We start from the raw sequence: 17,388 nt of genomic DNA on the forward strand, positions 1-17,388 counted from the left end.
ATCAGCGCGCCGTGCTGTTGGCAGTTAGGTTTTTGGCGAGCGCATCGAACCCCATCAGGGTCTTCACCAGCGCTTCGAATTCGCGCAGCGGCACCATGTTGGGTCCGTCGCACGGTGCGTTGTCAGGATCGGGGTGGGTTTCGATAAATACGCCGGCAACGCCGGCCGCGACCGCCGCCCGCGCCAGCACTGGCACGAATTCGCGCTCGCCGCCGGATGAGGCGCCCTGCCCGCCCGGCTGCTGCACCGAATGGGTGGCATCGAAAATCACAGGCGCACCTGTGGTGCGCGCCATGATCGGCAGCGCGCGCATGTCAGACACCAGCGTGTTGTAGCCAAAGGACGCGCCGCGCTCGGTGACCAGCACATTAGGATTGCCACCGGCGGTGATCTTGCTGACGACGTTGGCCATGTCCCACGGCGCCAGGAATTGCCCCTTCTTGACGTTGACGACCTTGCCGGTCGCAGCCGCCGCCAGCAGCAGATCGGTCTGCCTGCACAAATATGCCGGGATCTGCAGCACGTCCACCGCCTGCGCCACCTCCGCGCATTGCGCGGATTCGTGCACGTCGGTGAGCACGGGCAGTCCAACCGAAGCGCGTATCTCGGCGAAGATCGGCAAAGCTTGCGCAAGGCCAATGCCTCTCGCAGCGGAGACGCTGGTGCGGTTGGCCTTGTCGAACGAGGTCTTGTAGACGAGCCCGACGCCGAGACGGCCCGCGATTTCCTTCAGCGCGCCCGCCACTTCCAGCGCGTGGCTGCGGCTTTCGAGCTGGCACGGGCCGGCGATGATCGAAATCGGCAAAGCATTGCCGAATTTGACCGGGCCTACCGTCACAATGGGCGCAGCAGAAATGTTCGCGTTCAAGGGCATTTCCTTCTTGCCTGACGCGGACCATGCCGGTCCGCGCCATCAGGATCAACCCTGTTTAACCCCGGAATATCAGGGTTGCACGCCCGGTTACTTTACCGACGAGAACGCCGTCGGCACCAGCAACTGACTGACGATGTTGTCGATGATCTGGCCGTCTTCTTCGCTTTTGGCGCGGCCGGCGATCCAATCGGGATCGGACTGAAATGCCGTCCATTTCTTTTCGCGGTCGGCGAGCGAGTCCCACGCGACGAAATAGGTCAGTTCCTGGTTGGAGGTCCCGATCAGCGTGGTGAAGAAACCGGCCTGCTTGATGCCGTGCTTTTCCCACAGTTTCAGCGTCAGCGTATCGAAGCGCTTCATCAGCGCCGGCAGGCGGCCCGGCAGACAGCGATAGACTCGCATTTCCATGATCATTGGTGGCACTCCCCTGATTGTTGTTCTTGCACGTAACGGAAGCGGTTTGTCGCAACAATCGGCGCGTTCGTCAAAGGCCGCCCGCCACTACACCAGCCGCGACTGCACCACCGCCGCCTGAATGAACGATGCGAACAAGGGATGCGGCTCGAACGGGCGCGATTTCAGTTCGGGGTGGAATTGCACGCCGATGAACCAGGGATGGTCCTCATATTCGACGATCTCCGGCAGCACGCCGTCGGGCGACAGGCCCGAGAAGCGCAGGCCGTGCTGTTCGAGGCGGTCCTTGTAGGCGGTGTTGACCTCGTAGCGGTGGCGGTGGCGTTCCGAAATCTCGGTGGCGCCTCCATAGACTTCCGACACCCGGCTGCCGCGGGTCAGCGCCGCCGGATAGGCGCCGAGCCGCATGGTGCCGCCGAGATCGCCCGCCTTCGACCGCTTCTCAAGTTCGTTGCCGCGCAGCCATTCCGTCATCAGGCCGACCAGCGGTTCCTTGGTCGGACCGAACTCGGTGGAGTTGGCGTCCTCGATGCCGACGAGATTGCGCGCGGCTTCGATGACGGCCATCTGCATGCCGAAGCAGATGCCGAAATACGGCACGTCGCGGACGCGGGCGAACTGCGCCGCGCGGATCTTTCCTTCCGCGCCGCGCTGACCAAAGCCGCCGGGCACCAGGATGCCGTTGACGTGCTCAAGGAACGGCGCCGGATCCTCGTGCTCGAACACCTCGCTCTCGATCCAGTCGAGATTGACTTTCACCTTGTTGGCGATGCCGCCATGCGAAAGCGCCTCGATCAGGGATTTATACGCATCCTTCATGCCGGTGTATTTGCCGACGATGGCGATCGTGACCGCGCCTTCGGGGTTGCGCACCCGCTCGTTGATGTCGTTCCAGCTTTGCATGGCGGGCGGGATCTTCGGCACGATGCCGAACGCGGCCAGCACTTCGTCGTCGAGGCCGGCCTCGTGGTAGGCTTGCGGCACCGCGTAGATGTTGTCGACGTCCCTCGCCTCGATCACGGCACTTTCGCGCACGTTGCAGAACAGGCCGAGCTTGCGGCGCTCTTCCTTGGGGATTTCGCGGTCGGTACGGCACAGCAGGATATCCGGCTGGATGCCGATCGAACGCAGCTCCTTGACCGAGTGCTGGGTCGGTTTGGTCTTCAACTCGCCGGCGCTAGGGATGAACGGCAGCAGCGTCAGGTGAATGTAAACCGCGTGCTCGCGCGGCAATTCGTTCTTGAGCTGACGGATGGCTTCAAAGAACGGCAGCCCCTCGATGTCGCCGACGGTGCCGCCGATCTCGACCAGCACGAAATCATATTCGTCATTGCCCGAGAGGACGAATTCCTTGATCGCGTTGGTGACGTGCGGCACCACCTGGATGGTCGCACCGAGATAATCGCCGCGGCGTTCCTTGGTGATGATGTCCTGATAGATGCGCCCGGTGGTGATGTTGTCGGCCTTGGTGGCCGGACGCCCCGTGAAGCGCTCGTAATGGCCGAGATCGAGATCGGTCTCGGCGCCGTCGTCAGTCACGAACACTTCGCCGTGCTGATACGGCGACATCGTTCCGGGATCGAGGTTGAGATAGGGGTCGAGTTTGCGGAGACGGACCTTGTACCCGCGGGCCTGCAACAGCGCACCGAGTGCCGCTGAAGCCAGACCCTTGCCGAGCGAAGAGACCACGCCGCCGGTGATGAATATGTACCGCGCCATGGGACTCAACCTTTAAGGCCACTGCTCCGATTCGCCAAAACGAATCGCTCGCCAGAGCGAACATTTTGCCGGGCTGTGGGTGACGTGAAAATTAAAGCGATTTCAGAGCATTGATGGGAAGTTCTGATGCAGGACGGTAGTCGCCGTCCTGCATAGCCACCCTGCTTTATTGCGAACGCGGAGCTTGCGGGCCTGACGGCGCCGGCGGGCTCTGCTGTTCGTCGACCTTCTTCAGCGTATCCAGAACGCCGCCGCTGGTCGGCGGCGCGATCGGCGTCCCTCCGGGCTGGGACGGCGTCGCCGGGCCCGTGAGAATCGAGGCGGGCTTGCGATCGAGGCCTGCGGACCAGGCCAAATACAGGCTGGTGACAAAGAAGCCAGCTGCCAGAATCGCGGTCATCCGCGTCAACAGATTGGAGGTTCCGCGGCTCGACATGAAGCCGGCGCCGCCGCCCATGCCAAGGCCGCCGCCTTCGGATTTCTGCAGCAATACCGCGCCGATCAGCACGGCGACGATCATGAGGTGAACGACAATAACGACGGCCTGCATTTCTAACCTTCCGTCACAAGCGATGAGCGCCGGGCTTCGGCTGCACTATTGAGCTTGCGGGTTTTCCTGAAGTTGCGCGGTGTTACACGATCGGACGGGGCATTGTCACCCCCAACAGCTGCTCCGGAGATAATTGCCGCAGGCTTTCCAACAAGCTGCGAAGCAGCACGAAGTCGCGACATTTCGAGCTTGCGAACGGCGGTCGACTTCTCTTATAATGGACATATGGATACTATTATAGACGATTTGAGCGGCCGGCTGGCGCAGCGCCTGCGTCTTGAGCGCGACAGCCGCGGCTGGTCGCTGGCCGATCTCGCCGAACGCTCGGGGGTCTCGAAGGCGACCATCAGCAAGATCGAACGCGCCGAGGTCAGCCCGACCGCGGTGGTGCTGGTCCGGCTCGCAAGCGCTTTCGACCTCACGCTTGCCGGCCTGATGCTGCGCGCCGAGGGCCAGGGCGAGCGCCTTTCGCGTGCCGGCGAACAGCCGGTCTGGCGCGATCCCGAAACCGGCTACCTGCGCACACAGGTATTCAATCGCCCCGATCATCCGCTCGAAGTCATCAGGGTCGAATTACCGGCACGACAGCGCGTGACGCTGCCGGCCTCATCCTACGCCCATATCCGACAGGTGGTCTGGGTACAGGCGGGCGCGCTCGTGATCATCGAGGCCGGTGAACGGCATTTGCTCGGCACCGGCGATTGCCTCGGATTCGGTCCGCCCGCTGAAACGACCTTTGCCAACGAGAGTGCCGCACCCTGCACCTATGTCGTGGCGCTGGCCCGGAGCTAGCAACGATGCCGGAGGTCACCCTCAAGAGCACCGCGATCGAACAAGCGTCCGCCGACAACACTATTGCGGCCGGCCACAATGGCGGCCCACCACTCGACGATAGGCACAGGCCGGAATGGGGTGATGGGGGAATCGGAAATTATTTCTACTGGAAGGCCGCGCACCGCAGGGCGTGGCACAACCCCTCGCCCGGCATCGTCGCCTTTCGCATTCAGAAGGCCGAACGGCTCGGGCTCACTTATGAAGAGTACACGTTGGAAATTCTCGAACGCGGCCGCCATCTCCAGATCGAGGATGTCGAACGGATTGCAGAGATCAAGCAGGCCCGTGCGGCCAGGAAACGAGGCTGAACGACATGCCTGATATCAAAATAAAACCCTTGAGCCCGTCGCCCGATATCCGCGCGAGCCTCAGCGAGATGCTGATCGAGGCGGTGGCCCATGGCGGTTCGGTCAGCTTCATGCACCCGCTGCCGCAGGAGATCGCAAATGCCTTCTGGGAGAAGTCGCTGGCCGCGGCGGCGCGCGGAGAACGGATCATTCTCGGCGCCCTCGACGGCGATCAACTGGTCGGAACGGTAACGCTGGTGCTGGACCTTGCACTCAACCAGCCGCACCGGGCGGAAATCGTCAAGATGATGACGCGGGTCAGCCATCGCGGCCGCGGCGTGGCGAAGGCGCTGCTATACGCGGCCGAGCGCGCCGCCGTCGAACGCGGGCGCTGGCTGCTGGTGCTCGACACCGCCGACGACGAAGGCGCGTCCGGATTATACGAGCGCGTCGGCTTCAAGTTGGCCGGGATCATTCCGGACTACGCGTACAAGCCCCTCGGCGGGATGACGGGCACGATGTTCTACTGGAAGCGCCTACAGGACGCCGCGCCCACCTGAGCTCAACACCCCGCGGCGATCGCCAAAAAATCCGACGCCTTCAAACTGGCGCCGCCGACCAGTGCGCCGTTGACGTTGGCGACCGCCATCAGCTCGGCCGCATTGGATGGCTTGACCGAACCGCCATAGAGAATCCGGATCTTGCCGCCCTCGGCCTTAAATCGGTCAGTGAGAACACCCCGGATAAACGCATGAACTTGCTCGACATCTTTTGCCGTCGGGGTCAGCCCGGTGCCGATCGCCCAGACCGGCTCATAGGCCACCACCAGATTGGCTGACGTCGATCCGTCCGGCAGCGAGCCTTTGAGCTGGCCACCGCAGACGTCCAGCGTCTGCCCGGCGTCGCGCTGGCCCTGCGTTTCGCCGATACAAACGATGGCAGTCAGCCCCGCCCGCCAGGCGGCTTCCGCCTTCTGCCGGACCAGGGCGTCGGTTTCGCCATGGTCGGCGCGGCGCTCGGAATGGCCGACAATGATGGCGCTGGCGCCGGCATCGGCCAGCATTTCAGCCGAAAGATCGCCGGTATGGGCGCCCGAGGCCTTCGGGTGGCAATCCTGGGCGCCGACGGCGAGTTTTGAGCCCTTCGCCTTGTCGGCAAACGTGGCGATCAGGGAGGCCGGCGGGCAGACCAGCAGGTCGGCCTTGGCGGCCACCGCTGCGGCACCTTCGCGCATCGCTTCAAATTCGGCCAGCGAGGACTTGAGGCCGTTCATTTTCCAGTTGCCGGCGATCAGGGGCCGAATGGCGTCGGGCATGTCGATTTTCTCTCGAATATGGGGTCCCCATCCGCTAGCAGAGGCGCGCCACCAGTTCCAGATGCCGGCTCACGTGATCTCTGAGCCCGTTAACCGCTTCAATTGGCGAGGTTACGGGCACGCAACCGAGGTTGCGAGGGCCCGAACCGAGGTTGCGGGGGGGCGACTGCCACTTTATGATGCGATATCAACTCGGGTAGACGCCCTGTTGCGGTATTCCAATCGGAAACCGCCTTGGGTATGACCCGGTTCCCCTCCTACAAAACAAGTTGGACCCATGCTTCGAGGAATACGCAAAGCCTCATCAAACTGGCTCGGCAAGGCCATCATGAGCGTCGTGATGGGCGTGCTGATTCTCAGCTTTGCTGTCTGGGGCATCGCCGACATCTTCAAGGGCTTTGGGCAGTCGACGCTGGCCAAGATCGGCAAGACCGAGATTTCGACCGAGCAATTCCGCCAGATCTACACCGACAAGCTCCAGCAATTGGGCCGTCAGTTCGGCCGTCCGCTGACCCAGGAGCAGGCCCGCATGTTTGGGCTCGATCGTCAGGTGCTGCAGCAGACCATCGCGGAAGCCGCCCTCGACGAGGAGGCGCGGCGCATGGGCCTTGCACAGTCGGATGCCGAGGCCATGCGGGTCATCTACAGCGACCCCGCGTTCAAGGGATTGGGCGGCAATTTCGATCCGGCGCGCTTCCAGGCCGCGATCCGCCAGGCCGGTTACACCGAGCAGCGCTACCTCGCCGAGCGGCGGCGCCTGGGCTTGCGGCGCCAGATCGCGGACACCGTCACGGCCGGGCTCGAGCCGCCGAAGCTCATGATCGATGCCTTGACCCGGTACCAGAACGAGCAGCGCTCGGTCGATTACATCAAACTCGACGCCGCGCAGGCCGGCACCATCGACACGCCCTCGCCCGAGACGCTCGCCGCCTATTTCGAAGACCACAAGACCCAGTTCCGCGCACCCGAATTTCGCAAACTGTCGTTCATCGTGGTCAGCCCCGAGGAACTGGGCAAATGGTCCGAGGTCTCCGACGAGGATGCGAAGAAGGTATTCGAGCAGAGCCGTAACCGGATCGGTACGCCCGAGAAGCGCGAAGTGCAGCAGATGGTGTTTCAAAACGCCGAGGAAGCGCTCACCGCGCGCAGCCGCATCACATCCGGAATGTCATTCGACGACGTCGCCAAGGAACACAACGCCAATCTTGTTGACCTCGGCATGACGGCAAAATCCGCCATCATCGATCCGGCCATCGCCGACGCGGCGTTCGCGCTGCCCTCCGGCGAGGTAAGCCAGCCGATCAAAGGCCAGTTCGTCGTGGCGCTGGTCAAGGTCGGCAAGATCGAACCGGCTACGACGCCTTCCTATGAAAGCGTCGCGGCGCAGATAAAAAAGGAAATCGGGACCGAGCGGGCGCGCGGCAAGGTCGCCGAACTCCACAACAAGATGGAAGACGAGCGTGGCGGCGGCGCCAGCGTGGTCGAAGCCGCCCAGAAGCTCGGACTGACCGCAGTCACCATCGAGGCCGTCGACCGCTCGGGCCGCGGCCCTGACGGCCGGCCGGTCGGCAATATTCCGCGCGGTCTCGAAGTGGTCTCGCAAGCCTTCGCAAGCAATGTCGGCGTCGACAACGATCCGATCCAGTTTGCCGGCGGCTATGTCTGGTACGACGTTATCGGCGTTACGCCGTCGCGTGAACGCAATCTCGACGAGGTCCGCGCCCAGGTCGAAACCAAGTGGCGCGAAGACCAGATCTCGAGCAAGCTGCGCGCGAAGGCGACCGAGATGGTCGGCAAGCTCGAGCGTGGCGGCACCTTGGCCGAAGAAGCCGCGTCGATCGGCTCGAAGGTCGAAACCGCAACCGGTTTCCGGCGCGACGCCGCTCCATCCGGCGTGCCCTCGAGCCTCATCACCGCAGCGTTTCGCACCGCCAAGGATGGCGTCGGACAAACCGCCGGCGCCGGGGGCAGCGAGTGGATCGTGTACCGCGTCACTGATGTCAGCATGCCCTCGGTCAACGTCGCTGCCGACGAGGTCAAGAAACTGAAGGAGACATTGCTGCGGGGCCTCACCGACGAACAGGTCGCGCAGTACGTCACGAAGATCGAGTCAGAGATCGGCACGACAATCAACCAGGCGGCCTTCGCACAGGTGACGGGCGCGAACAGCAACTGAGCATGATCCGGGACGTGGGCACCGGTTTTCCCTCGACAAACGCGTAGCGTTTGCTCGAAGGTCATGCTCAAGAAATTAAAGACGTCCCAATCCTGAGAGCAACGCGATGGACGACCTCAAATCTATCATCGGAAAAGTCGCCACCGGTGCGACGCTGTCGCGTGAGGAGGCCGCCTCCGCCTTCGACAGCATGATGTCCGGCGAAGCGACGCCTTCGCAGATGGGCGGATTGCTGATGGCGCTGCGGGTGCGCGGCGAGACGGTCGACGAGATCACCGGGGCGGTGTCGGCGATGCGCGGCAAGATGCTGCGGGTCAAGGCGCCGGCGGAGGCCGTCGACGTGGTCGGCACCGGCGGCGACGGGTCCGGTTCGGTGAACGTGTCCACCTGTGCCTCCTTCATTGTCGCGGGCGCCGGCGTGCCCGTCGCCAAACACGGCAACCGCGCGCTGTCTTCGCGCTCGGGGGCGGCCGACGTATTGGCCTCGCTCGGGGTCAGGATCGATCTTTCGCCCGACCAGGTCGGCCGTTGCGTGCGCGAAGCCGGCATCGGATTCATGTTCGCGCCCGCGCACCATCCGGCCATGAAGAACGTCGGCCCGACCCGGGTCGAACTCGCCACGCGCACGATCTTCAACCTGCTCGGACCGCTGTCCAACCCGGCCGGCGTCAAGCGGCAAATGGTCGGCGTATTCTCAAGGCACTGGGTGCTGCCGCTGGCGCAAGTGCTGAAGAACCTCGGCTCCGAGTCAGTCTGGGTGGTGCACGGCTCCGACGGTCTCGACGAAATCACCCTCACCGGCCCGAGTTTTGTCGCAAGCCTCGAAAACGGCAATGTCCGTACCTTCGAGGTGACGCCGGAAGAGGCCGGCCTCGCCCGCGTCGGTGGCGAAGCGTTGAAGGGCGGCGATGCCGACGCCAACGCGGTGGCGCTGCAAAGCGTGCTCAACGGCAAGCCGGGCGCGTATCGCGACGTCGCTCTCCTGAACGCCGCGGCGGCGCTGATCGTCGCCGGCCGCGCCGGGGATTTGAAGGAAGGCGTCGCGCTGGGCACCAAATCGCTCGACGGCGGTGCTGCCGCTGCAAAACTCAAGCATTTGATCGCGGTGTCCAACGGCTGACCGCGGGAGCGCCTGACATGTCCGACATCCTGAGCAAGATCGAGACTTACAAGCGCGAGGAGATCGCCGCCGCCAAGCGGACGCATCCGCTGGCAAGCCTTGAAGCACTGGCCAAAACCGCGCCGCCGCCGCGCGGCTTTTTGCACGCGATCCGTGAAAAGCTTGATCGCGGTGACTATGCGCTGATCGCGGAGGTGAAGAAGGCTTCGCCCTCCAAAGGGCTGATCCGAGCCGATTTCGATCCGCCGGCATTGGCACAAGCCTATCAAGCCGGCGGGGCGGCGTGTCTGTCGATCCTGACCGATACGCCCTCGTTCCAGGGCCATCTCGATTTCATGGTTGCGGCGCGTGCGGCGACCAATTTGCCGGTGCTGCGCAAGGATTTTCTGTTCGACACCTATCAGGTGGTCGAGGCCCGCGCCCATGGCGCTGACTGCATCCTGATCATCATGGCCGCACTTGATGACGACACGGCCAGAGATCTGGAAGATGCCGCCATCGCGCATGGCATGGACGTGCTGATCGAAATCCACGACCGCGCTGAGCTTGATCGCGCGCTAAAGCTTCGCTCGCCGATGATCGGCGTCAATAACCGAAATTTGCGCACCTTCGAAACCACGCTGGTGACCAGCGAGGCGCTCGCGCCGCTGATCCCTGGGGATCGCCTGATGGTCGGTGAAAGCGGCATCTTTACGCCGGCAGACCTGGCGCGCCTCGCGCGCGTCGGCATGGCGACCTTCCTGGTCGGCGAAAGCCTGATGCGCCAGGCCGACGTCACTGCGGCAACGCGGGCGTTGCTGGCCCGTACCGACGTGCCGCGCGCCACCGGGACGCGCTAGGCGATGGCGCGGAAGGCTTCCAAAGGCGGCGCCCTCACCCACATCGATGCATCGGGCGAAGCGCGGATGGTCGACGTGTCGGCCAAACCCGCCACCGAACGCATCGCCGTTGCCGAAGGCCGCGTGGTCATGAGCAAGGCGACGCTCGAACTGATCGTCTCCGGTAACGCCAAAAAGGGCGACGTGCTCGGCACCGCCCGTATTGCCGGCATCATGGCGGCCAAGCGCACCTCGGATTTGATCCCGCTGTGCCATCCGCTGGCGCTCTCGAAGGTCACACTCGACATCACGCCCGACAGGAAATTGCCCGGCTGCGTCGTCCGCGCCACCGTGAAGGTCACCGGGCCGACCGGCGTCGAGATGGAAGCGCTGACGGCGGTGTCGGTCGCGTGCCTGACGATCTACGACATGATCAAGGCAGTCGAGCGCGGTGTGCGGATCGAAGGCATTCATCTGGTCGAGAAAAAGGGCGGCAAGTCCGGACATTACCGCGCCGGGGACTGATCGCAATCGGCGAGAAAACACCGTTCAGTCCGCCGGTCGTGACCGAGTCACAATGATTTATCCGGCGTTGCGTTGCCGCTCGCGATAGCTGCGTGTTTTCATCCGGTTCCCGCACAGCGACGACATGCACCAGCGCCGTGTCGATGGTTTCGAGCGGTCGAAAAACACCCGGCGGCATTCGTCAGACGCGCACATTTTCAGCCGATCAAGCGTTCCATTTCTCGAGCCGTCATAGAGTTCTGCGACAATCGGCGACAGTCCTGCGAGCGCATCTTCGCGCGCCGCCCGCAGCACCATGCCGTCATCCCCTGCGGTCACGACCAGCGGAAAATATTTCAGCGCTTTGCTCAGCGCGCGAACTGCATCCTTGTTTCCGCGCCGCTCCAGCGGATCGCACTGCAGATAGTCGCGCACCAACGTCCGCAGTTCGATCGCGGTTGCAAACATCGCCGGCGTGATCTTCGCGCTGGTCGGCGCCAGCCCGCGCTGCGACATCCACCTCGCGAGCTCCCGCGCGCTGGTCAGTTCATCGCCTTGCGGATGCGGCGCGCCGTGATGCGTGAAGTGCCTGACGTCGAGCGTATTGGCGAAATCATAGAGATTGGCCAGCTCGTCCGGAACGCCGAACTTTTTTGATTCCCGCGACATCGACACCAGTAAGGCAGATTTACCGGTTGACAGCAAGAGACACCGGTATAATCAATATACCGGTGTTCTACCCGCAACCGTTTCGAGAGGAACCCGCCATGAGCCAAGACGCAACCTGGCCCCGTACGGGGATTTTCTACGGCTGGTTCGTCGTGGCCGCCGCATTCGCGGTGACCTTTGTCGGCTTCGGCTGCGCCTATACGTTCAGCGCGTTCCTGGAATCGCTGCAGCGCGATTTTGGCGCCTCGCGCGGCTCGGTCTCGCTGGTGTTTTCGCTCGCGGGCTTTCTCTATTTTGCCTTGGGCATCGTCAGTGGCCCCCTCGCCGACCGCTACGGCTCCCGTCGCCTCGCGCTGGCAGGCATGCTGCTGATCGGCATCGGGCTTGCCGCGGCGGGTGCCGCACGCAATTTGCTCGAGGTCTATGCCGCTTACGGCCTCGGTGTCGGACTTGGCATCGGCTGCGCCTATGTGCCCGCGGTCGGCGCGGTGCAGCGGTGGTTCGTGCGACGGCGCGGCTTTGCCTCCGGTCTTGCCGTGAGCGGCATCGGCGTTGGCACACTGGTGATGCCGCCGCTGGCGACGCTCCTGATCGAGACGCTGGGGTGGCGCGGCGCTTACCTGGCGCTCGGCGCCATCGCCGCTATCGTTGGCGGCGGGATGGCGCTGCTGCTGGAGAACGATCCGCGCGCGCGCGGTCTCAACCCCGACGGCGATGCGGTCCTGCCGGGCGCCATCCCGGCGCAGGCGCAGGGCGCCACGGTCAGCGAGGCGATCCGCACACCACACTTCGTTGCGCTTTATGCCGCCTGCCTGATCTGCTCGTTCGGCCTGTTCGTGCCGTTCGTGCACCTCGTTCCCTATGCCGGGGATCACGGCGTTGCGGCCTCCTCCGCGGTGCTGCTGCTCGGAATCATCGGCATCGGTTCTACCGCCGGCCGCTTCTTCCTCGGCGGGCTCGCCGACCGGATCGGCCGCCAAACCGCCCTGCTGCTGCTGTTCATCGGCATGGCGCTAGCTCTCGCAATCTGGTTGATCTCGACGAGTTTCTGGCAGCTTGCCGGATTCGCCTTCATCTACGGCATGATCTACGGCGCGTGGGTTGCGGTACTTCCGGCCGTTGTGATGGATCATTTCGGCGGGCGCCATGTCAGCGGCATCATCGGCATCCTCTACACCAGCGTCGCGTTCGGCACCCTGATCGGTCCCAGCACCGCCGGCTACGCATTCGATGTCACGGGCGATTATACGCTGCCGATCCTGGCCGGCGTCGCCGCCAACGTCATCGCCGCCGCCATCGTTGCGATCATGTTCCGCCCACCCCACGCACCCCTCCGGAACTAGGCCCTGCCGAGGTTGTCATCGGCAGCATTCGCTACCTGGCTAACGTTTCGTTAACCAGGCTTGCTAACGTCAATTCCATCTCGGCGCGGTAGCAAAGTCACGGGCCGGAAGCACGCAATGCTGCTTCCGGGATTATTTCCTGGCAGCGATCTCGTTCAATGGGTTCCATCAACACCGCCTCACTCAAGATCAGGCCCATCTTTCGCGGCGGTCCGATTCGATGGCTGATCCTGGGCGGCGTGCTGCTGATCGCCGCGATCGCGATCGGCGCGACCATCATGGCCGGCAATTTCCGCGAACGCGCGCTGCGCAACAGCGAACGCGAGCTGGAAAACACCGTGCTGCTGCTGGCCCGCCATTTCGACCAGCAGCTTGAGGATTTGGAGGTGGTCCAGAAGGACCTGATCAGCTTCATCCGATCCAGCTTGATCACGACGACGGAACATTTCCGGCGCGGGATGTCGAGCGAGGAAATCCATCTGATGCTGAAGTCCAAGATCGAGGCGGTGTCCTATGTCGGCGGCGTCAACGTCTTCGACGTCGAGGGCAGACTGATCAATTCTTCGGCGGCCTGGCCCGCCCCGCCCGTCAACGTCGCGGACCGGGCCTATTTCAAGACCTTCAAGTCCGGGCCGGAATCGCCGACCGTGGTGATCGAGCCGGTCTACAGCCGTGTCACCGGCGTCTGGACCACAGTGATCGCGCGCAAGGTCACGGGGCCGAACGGCGAATTCCTCGGCGCCATCGGCCGCGGCATCGAACCCGCCAATTTCGAGAAATTCTTCGCTTCGGTGGCGCTCGGATCGGATGCCGCGATCGCCATGCACCACCGCGACGGCACGCTGCTCGCCCGTTATCCGCACGCGCAGGATTTGATCGGCAGGAACTTCAAGACCGGCCCGGCCCGCCAGCAACAGGTCTTCGACCAGGACCATACGACGTCCCGCCTGACCAGTCCGCTCGACGGCAAGGACCGCGTGATCTCCTCCCGCGCGCTGAGCAAGTTTCCAATCGTGATCGTCGCGGCGACGACGACATCGGCCGCGCTCGCCGACTGGCGTGAGCAGATCAGCCTCCTGATCGCGGTGGCGGGCCTGTCCGTGCTGGCGATTGCCGTGCTGTTGTTTCTGGTGGTGCGCAAGCTCTCGCAGCAGCACCGCGCGTCGCGGCAGCGGCTGACGCTGGAAAAACAGCGGCTCGACACCGCCGTCAACAACATGACGCAGGGCCTGCTGCTGTTCGATTCCTCGCAGCGCCTCGTGATCTGCAACCAGCGCTATCTCGACATGTACGGCCTGTCGGCCGAGATCGTGAAGCCGGGCTGCAGTTTCCGCGACGTGATCGCGCATCGAAAACAGACCGGATCGTTCACCGGCGACGTCGACCGGTATGTCGTGCGGGTTCTGCGCGACGTCGGGCAACGCAACGCGATGATCATCACGACGCCCGACGGACGTTCGGTCCAGGTCGTCAACGAACCGCTGGCGGACGGCGGATGGGTGGCCACCCATGAAGACGTTACTGAACAGCGCCAGGCCGAGGAACGCATCACCCACCTCGCCCATTACGACGCGCTGACCGACCTGCCGAACCGCACGCTGTTCCACGAACAACTCAAGCAGGAACTGCCTCACGTCGCAGCCGACCGGCAGCTTGCCGTGCTCTATATCGACATCGACGAGTTCAAGAGCATCAACGACTCGCTCGGACACATGATCGGCGACGAGTTGCTCAAATCCGTCGCGGTCAGCCTGCGTGCTTGCGTGCGCGAGACCGATTTCGTGGCGAGGCTCGGCGGCGACGAATTCGCCATCGTGCAGACCGGGGTGACGGGCGCCGACGATGTCACCGAACTCACCCGCCGCATCTATGATGCGATCCGCGCTCCTTACGAATGCCTCGGCCATCAGGTGACCACCGACGCCTCGATCGGCATCGCGCTGGCGCCGCAGGACGGTTCCGACCTCGACCAGATCCTGAAGAACGCGGATCTGGCGATGTACGCCGCCAAGGCCGCCGGCCGCCGCACCCATCGTTTCTTCCAGCCGGAAATGGACGCCCAGGTGCGCGCCCGCCGCGTGCTGGAAATGGACCTGCGACAGGCCATCGTCGATGGCGGCTTCGAGGTTTATTACCAGCCGTGTCTGGACCTGCGGGACGGCAGGATCACCGGCTGCGAAGCGCTGGTGCGCTGGCGCCATCCGGAGCGCGGCATCATCTCGCCGGCCGACTTCGTGCCGATCGCCGAAGAGACCGGCCTGATCAATCAGCTCGGCGAGTGGGTGCTGACCACGGCGTGCGCCGAGGCAGCGACCTGGCCCGACGATGTCCGTCTTGCGGTCAACGTTTCGCCGGTACAGTTCAAGAGCGGCACGCTGGCGCTGAAGGTGATGGCAGCGCTTGGGGCGTCGGGCCTGGCCGCGGGCCGGCTGGAACTCGAGATCACCGAAGCGGTGCTGATCCGCGACGACGATGCGGCGCTTGCCATCCTGCACCAGCTTCGCGCCATCGGGGTCAGGATAGCGCTCGACGATTTCGGGACCGGCTATTCCTCGCTGAGCTATCTGAAGCGCTTCCCGTTCGACAAGATCAAGATCGACCGCTGCTTCGTCACCGATATCGGCGAGCCGGAAGGGTCGGCCAGCATCGTCGAGGCGGTGGTGAACATCGCCGCCGCGCGCCACATGACGACGACCGCGGAAGGCGTCGAGACCGAGCAGCAGCGCGAATTGCTGCGCGCGCTCGGCTGTTCGGAGATGCAGGGCTATCTGTTCAGCCCGCCACGACCGGGCGCCGACATCAAGCCCCTGCTGCTCGCGCACCGGCCGATGCCTGCCGCCGCAAGCCCGGTGCGTTCCCGCAGGCGCAAGCCCGCCGCCTAGAGCGAGCGCGCTAGTTCGGCACCGCCCGCTTCGACGCCGCAACCGCCGGCGCATTGGCGTTGACCGTGACGCCGCGCAGCAGATTGAAGGCGGCACCGAGCGCCTTGTCGTCCTTTTCGGACGGCGGCACGTAGGATTGCGAACCGGTCTGCTCGGCGCCGTCGGCCGCCAGGTGGCCGCGCATCGACGCTTCGCCCTTCAGCTCGGCACGGCTCTTCAACTCGTCCGGCACGTCCTGCAGCACCTCGATGTCAGGCGTGACACCCTGGGCCTGGATCGATTTTCCGGACGGCGTGAAATAGCGCGCGGTCGTCAATGCCAGCGCGCCGTTGGACTTGCCGAGCGGGATAATCGTCTGCACCGAGCCCTTGCCGAACGAACGCGTGCCGATGATGGTGGCGCGCTTGTGGTCGCGCAAGGCGCCGGCCACGATCTCGGACGCCGATGCCGATCCGCCGTTGATCAGCACGACGAGCGGCTTGCCTTTGGTCAGATCGCCGCCGCGCGCGACGAAACGCTGGGTTTCCTCCGGCGTCCGGCCACGGGTCGAGACCACCTCGCCCCGCCCCATGAAGGCGCTCGACACCGACACCGCCTGATCGAGCAAGCCGCCCGGATTGTTGCGCAGGTCGATGACGTAGCCGACGAGCTTGTCGGACGGGATCGTCTTTGAGATATCCGCGATCGCCTTGCGCAGGCCGTCGGTGGTCTGCTCGTTGAAGCTGGTAATCCTGACATAGCCGATATCGCCGCCCTCGGTGCGGAAGCGCACCGGCCGCACCCGGATGATTTCGCGGACGATCGCGACCTCGACCGGCGTGTCCGCGCCCTTGCGAACGATCTTCAGGCGGATCTTGCTGTTGGCCGGCCCCTTCATCTTGCTGACGGCCTGGTCGAGCGTCATGCCCTGAATGGAATCATCGTCGATCTGCGTGATCAGGTCGCCCGACATGATGCCGGCCTTGGCGGCGGGCGTGTCGTCGATCGGCGCCACCACCTTGACGAGGCCGTCATCCATCGTGACCTCGATGCCGAGCCCGCCAAATTCGCCATGCGTGGTCTCCTGCATGTCGTTCCAGCCCTTCGCATTCATGTAGCGCGAATGCGGATCGAGCGAGGAGATCATGCCGTTGATGGCGCCCTCCATCAGCTTGGAATCGTCGGGCTTCTCGACATAGCTGGCGCGAATGCGCTCGAACACGTCCCCGAACAGATTGAGCTGCGAATAGGTGCCGTCGGTGCGGGCCGCAGCCTTGGCGGCCGCAACCAGATGCGTCCCCTGCGGTCCGGCGACCAGAAAGGTCAAACAGGCGCCGGTGACCGTGCCGAGGAGAAAGGTGAGATTCCTGCGCATTTGCGATCCTTCTCGCTATCATCAGCCAAATTCAGGTGAATCGGCGTCCCGGGCTCCGGCGCGGTCAACCAACAACGGCTTTTTGGTCGGATCAAGGCGGTTTGGGCCCGGGCCATTACGGGTTTGTTAAGTATGGGGTTTTGGCGGGAATTGGCCTGTTTTTGGGGGGCATATGGCACCCTGTGAATCGTCGTCCCGGCGAACGCAGATGCGCAATTGCGCATCGGGGGACCCATACCGCGTGATCTCTCTATGAAACTCGGTAGTAGAGACCTTCCGCAAAACTACTCCCTGGGGTTATGGGTCCCGGCGCAAGGCCGGGACGACGCAGATATAGTTTCGCATTCTCGCGGCGAATTGCGCCCGAGGTTTGCAGGAAATCTTCTCGCCCTCTCAATTCAGAGGGCGCAGGGAATGCCGGATGCGCGCTGCACCCGCGGTCTCATGTGCGTTTGTGCATAAGAATGCTGCACATGAGCATACAGGGCAGCGGAGAACATCCGACATTCCCTGCGCAGTGGCTTTACGG

16 protein-coding genes are annotated in these 17,388 nt (G+C 63.9%); 9 read left to right on the top strand and 7 right to left on the bottom strand.

What is annotated here, in order from left to right; translation table 11 throughout:
* Position 1: 1 nt before the first annotated feature.
* The 4 genes from kdsA to secG form a co-directional block, all read right to left on the bottom strand.
* Positions 2-874, bottom strand: a complete 873-nt coding sequence (gene kdsA, locus JQ611_RS38975) for a 3-deoxy-8-phosphooctulonate synthase (protein WP_409411334.1) — start codon at positions 872-874, stop codon at positions 2-4.
* An 87-nt stretch (positions 875-961) separates the two neighbouring features.
* Complete coding sequence (locus JQ611_RS38980; RefSeq protein WP_212443121.1) at positions 962-1,288, bottom strand: NIPSNAP family protein; 327 nt, start codon at positions 1,286-1,288, stop codon at positions 962-964.
* Positions 1,289-1,375: 87 nt separating this feature from the next.
* Complete coding sequence (locus JQ611_RS38985; protein WP_212468524.1) at positions 1,376-3,007, bottom strand: CTP synthase; 1,632 nt, start codon at positions 3,005-3,007, stop codon at positions 1,376-1,378.
* A 166-nt stretch (positions 3,008-3,173) separates the two neighbouring features.
* Positions 3,174-3,557: a preprotein translocase subunit SecG gene (gene secG, locus JQ611_RS38990; protein WP_211994656.1), complete on the bottom strand. Its 384-nt coding sequence runs from the start codon at positions 3,555-3,557 to the stop codon at positions 3,174-3,176.
* Between the two features lie 225 nt (positions 3,558-3,782).
* On the opposite strand from secG, the gene JQ611_RS38995 reads away from it, so the two are divergent.
* Genes JQ611_RS38995 through JQ611_RS39005 form a run of 3 tightly spaced genes read left to right on the top strand, consistent with a single transcriptional unit; the run spans position 3,783 to position 5,238 of the window.
* Complete coding sequence (locus JQ611_RS38995) at positions 3,783-4,349, top strand: XRE family transcriptional regulator (protein ID WP_212468526.1); 567 nt, start codon at positions 3,783-3,785, stop codon at positions 4,347-4,349.
* 5 nt (positions 4,350-4,354) lie between these two features.
* Positions 4,355-4,699: a hypothetical protein gene (locus JQ611_RS39000; RefSeq protein ID WP_249133810.1), complete on the top strand. Its 345-nt coding sequence runs from the start codon at positions 4,355-4,357 to the stop codon at positions 4,697-4,699.
* A gap of 5 nt (positions 4,700-4,704) precedes the next feature.
* Positions 4,705-5,238, top strand: coding sequence for a GNAT family N-acetyltransferase (locus tag JQ611_RS39005; protein ID WP_212468528.1), 534 nt, complete (start codon positions 4,705-4,707; stop codon positions 5,236-5,238).
* Positions 5,239-5,240: 2 nt separating this feature from the next.
* Here JQ611_RS39005 and tpiA read toward each other — a convergent pair whose 3' ends face one another.
* Positions 5,241-5,993 (bottom strand): triose-phosphate isomerase, encoded by a 753-nt coding sequence (gene tpiA, locus JQ611_RS39010; protein WP_212468530.1) that lies wholly within the window; start codon positions 5,991-5,993, stop codon positions 5,241-5,243.
* 277 nt (positions 5,994-6,270) lie between these two features.
* Between tpiA and JQ611_RS39015 the strand changes: the two genes are divergently transcribed.
* The 4 genes from JQ611_RS39015 (at position 6,271) to moaC (ending at position 10,632) form a co-directional block, all read left to right on the top strand.
* Positions 6,271-8,169: a peptidylprolyl isomerase gene (locus tag JQ611_RS39015; protein ID WP_212468531.1), complete on the top strand. Its 1,899-nt coding sequence runs from the start codon at positions 6,271-6,273 to the stop codon at positions 8,167-8,169.
* A 106-nt stretch (positions 8,170-8,275) separates the two neighbouring features.
* The gene (gene trpD / locus JQ611_RS39020) at positions 8,276-9,289 is read left to right on the top strand and encodes an anthranilate phosphoribosyltransferase (protein ID WP_212468533.1); all 1,014 of its coding nucleotides are present in this window, start codon (positions 8,276-8,278) and stop codon (positions 9,287-9,289) included.
* Positions 9,290-9,306: 17 nt separating this feature from the next.
* The gene (trpC, locus tag JQ611_RS39025; RefSeq protein WP_212468535.1) at positions 9,307-10,128 is read left to right on the top strand and encodes an indole-3-glycerol phosphate synthase TrpC; all 822 of its coding nucleotides are present in this window, start codon (positions 9,307-9,309) and stop codon (positions 10,126-10,128) included.
* 3 nt (positions 10,129-10,131) lie between these two features.
* Positions 10,132-10,632: a cyclic pyranopterin monophosphate synthase MoaC gene (gene moaC / locus JQ611_RS39030; protein WP_212392251.1), complete on the top strand. Its 501-nt coding sequence runs from the start codon at positions 10,132-10,134 to the stop codon at positions 10,630-10,632.
* A gap of 57 nt (positions 10,633-10,689) precedes the next feature.
* Here the strand turns inward: moaC and JQ611_RS39035 are convergent, their stop codons facing one another.
* A complete protein-coding gene (locus JQ611_RS39035; RefSeq protein ID WP_212468537.1) occupies positions 10,690-11,280 on the bottom strand; it encodes a CGNR zinc finger domain-containing protein in 591 nt (196 codons plus the stop codon).
* A gap of 98 nt (positions 11,281-11,378) precedes the next feature.
* Between JQ611_RS39035 and JQ611_RS39040 the strand changes: the two genes are divergently transcribed.
* Both JQ611_RS39040 and JQ611_RS39045 read left to right on the top strand, forming a co-directional pair.
* A complete protein-coding gene (locus tag JQ611_RS39040; RefSeq protein WP_212468538.1) occupies positions 11,379-12,623 on the top strand; it encodes an MCT family MFS transporter in 1,245 nt (414 codons plus the stop codon).
* A 158-nt stretch (positions 12,624-12,781) separates the two neighbouring features.
* Entirely contained in the window at positions 12,782-15,505 is a 2,724-nt protein-coding gene (locus JQ611_RS39045) for an EAL domain-containing protein (RefSeq protein ID WP_212468540.1), read from the top strand.
* Positions 15,506-15,515: 10 nt separating this feature from the next.
* Here the strand turns inward: JQ611_RS39045 and JQ611_RS39050 are convergent, their stop codons facing one another.
* Complete coding sequence (locus JQ611_RS39050; protein WP_212392255.1) at positions 15,516-16,859, bottom strand: S41 family peptidase; 1,344 nt, start codon at positions 16,857-16,859, stop codon at positions 15,516-15,518.
* Positions 16,860-17,388: the final 529 nt, after the last annotated feature.

This window comes from Bradyrhizobium sp. AUGA SZCCT0182, assembly GCF_018130185.1.
Lineage (GTDB): Bacteria > Pseudomonadota > Alphaproteobacteria > Rhizobiales > Xanthobacteraceae > Bradyrhizobium.

Excerpts from the sequence above, each read along its gene's own strand:
- JQ611_RS39050 (WP_212392255.1), bottom strand. The coding sequence starts at position 16,859 with ATGCGCAGGAATCTCACCTTTCTCCTCGGCACGGTCACCGGCGCCTGT.
- JQ611_RS39005 (WP_212468528.1), top strand. The coding sequence starts at position 4,705 with ATGCCTGATATCAAAATAAAACCCTTGAGCCCGTCGCCCGATATCCGC.
- tpiA (WP_212468530.1), bottom strand. The coding sequence starts at position 5,993 with ATGCCCGACGCCATTCGGCCCCTGATCGCCGGCAACTGGAAAATGAAC.
- JQ611_RS39045 (WP_212468540.1), top strand. The coding sequence starts at position 12,782 with ATGGGTTCCATCAACACCGCCTCACTCAAGATCAGGCCCATCTTTCGC.
- JQ611_RS39035 (WP_212468537.1), bottom strand. The coding sequence starts at position 11,280 with ATGTCGCGGGAATCAAAAAAGTTCGGCGTTCCGGACGAGCTGGCCAAT.
- trpD (WP_212468533.1), top strand. The coding sequence starts at position 8,276 with ATGGACGACCTCAAATCTATCATCGGAAAAGTCGCCACCGGTGCGACG.
- JQ611_RS39000 (WP_249133810.1), top strand. The coding sequence starts at position 4,355 with ATGCCGGAGGTCACCCTCAAGAGCACCGCGATCGAACAAGCGTCCGCC.
- JQ611_RS38985 (WP_212468524.1), bottom strand. The coding sequence starts at position 3,007 with ATGGCGCGGTACATATTCATCACCGGCGGCGTGGTCTCTTCGCTCGGC.
- trpC (WP_212468535.1), top strand. The coding sequence starts at position 9,307 with ATGTCCGACATCCTGAGCAAGATCGAGACTTACAAGCGCGAGGAGATC.
- JQ611_RS38995 (WP_212468526.1), top strand. The coding sequence starts at position 3,783 with ATGGATACTATTATAGACGATTTGAGCGGCCGGCTGGCGCAGCGCCTG.
- JQ611_RS39015 (WP_212468531.1), top strand. The coding sequence starts at position 6,271 with ATGCTTCGAGGAATACGCAAAGCCTCATCAAACTGGCTCGGCAAGGCC.
- JQ611_RS38980 (WP_212443121.1), bottom strand. The coding sequence starts at position 1,288 with ATGATCATGGAAATGCGAGTCTATCGCTGTCTGCCGGGCCGCCTGCCG.
- secG (WP_211994656.1), bottom strand. The coding sequence starts at position 3,557 with ATGCAGGCCGTCGTTATTGTCGTTCACCTCATGATCGTCGCCGTGCTG.
- kdsA (WP_409411334.1), bottom strand. The coding sequence starts at position 874 with ATGCCCTTGAACGCGAACATTTCTGCTGCGCCCATTGTGACGGTAGGC.
- moaC (WP_212392251.1), top strand. The coding sequence starts at position 10,132 with ATGGCGCGGAAGGCTTCCAAAGGCGGCGCCCTCACCCACATCGATGCA.
- JQ611_RS39040 (WP_212468538.1), top strand. The coding sequence starts at position 11,379 with ATGAGCCAAGACGCAACCTGGCCCCGTACGGGGATTTTCTACGGCTGG.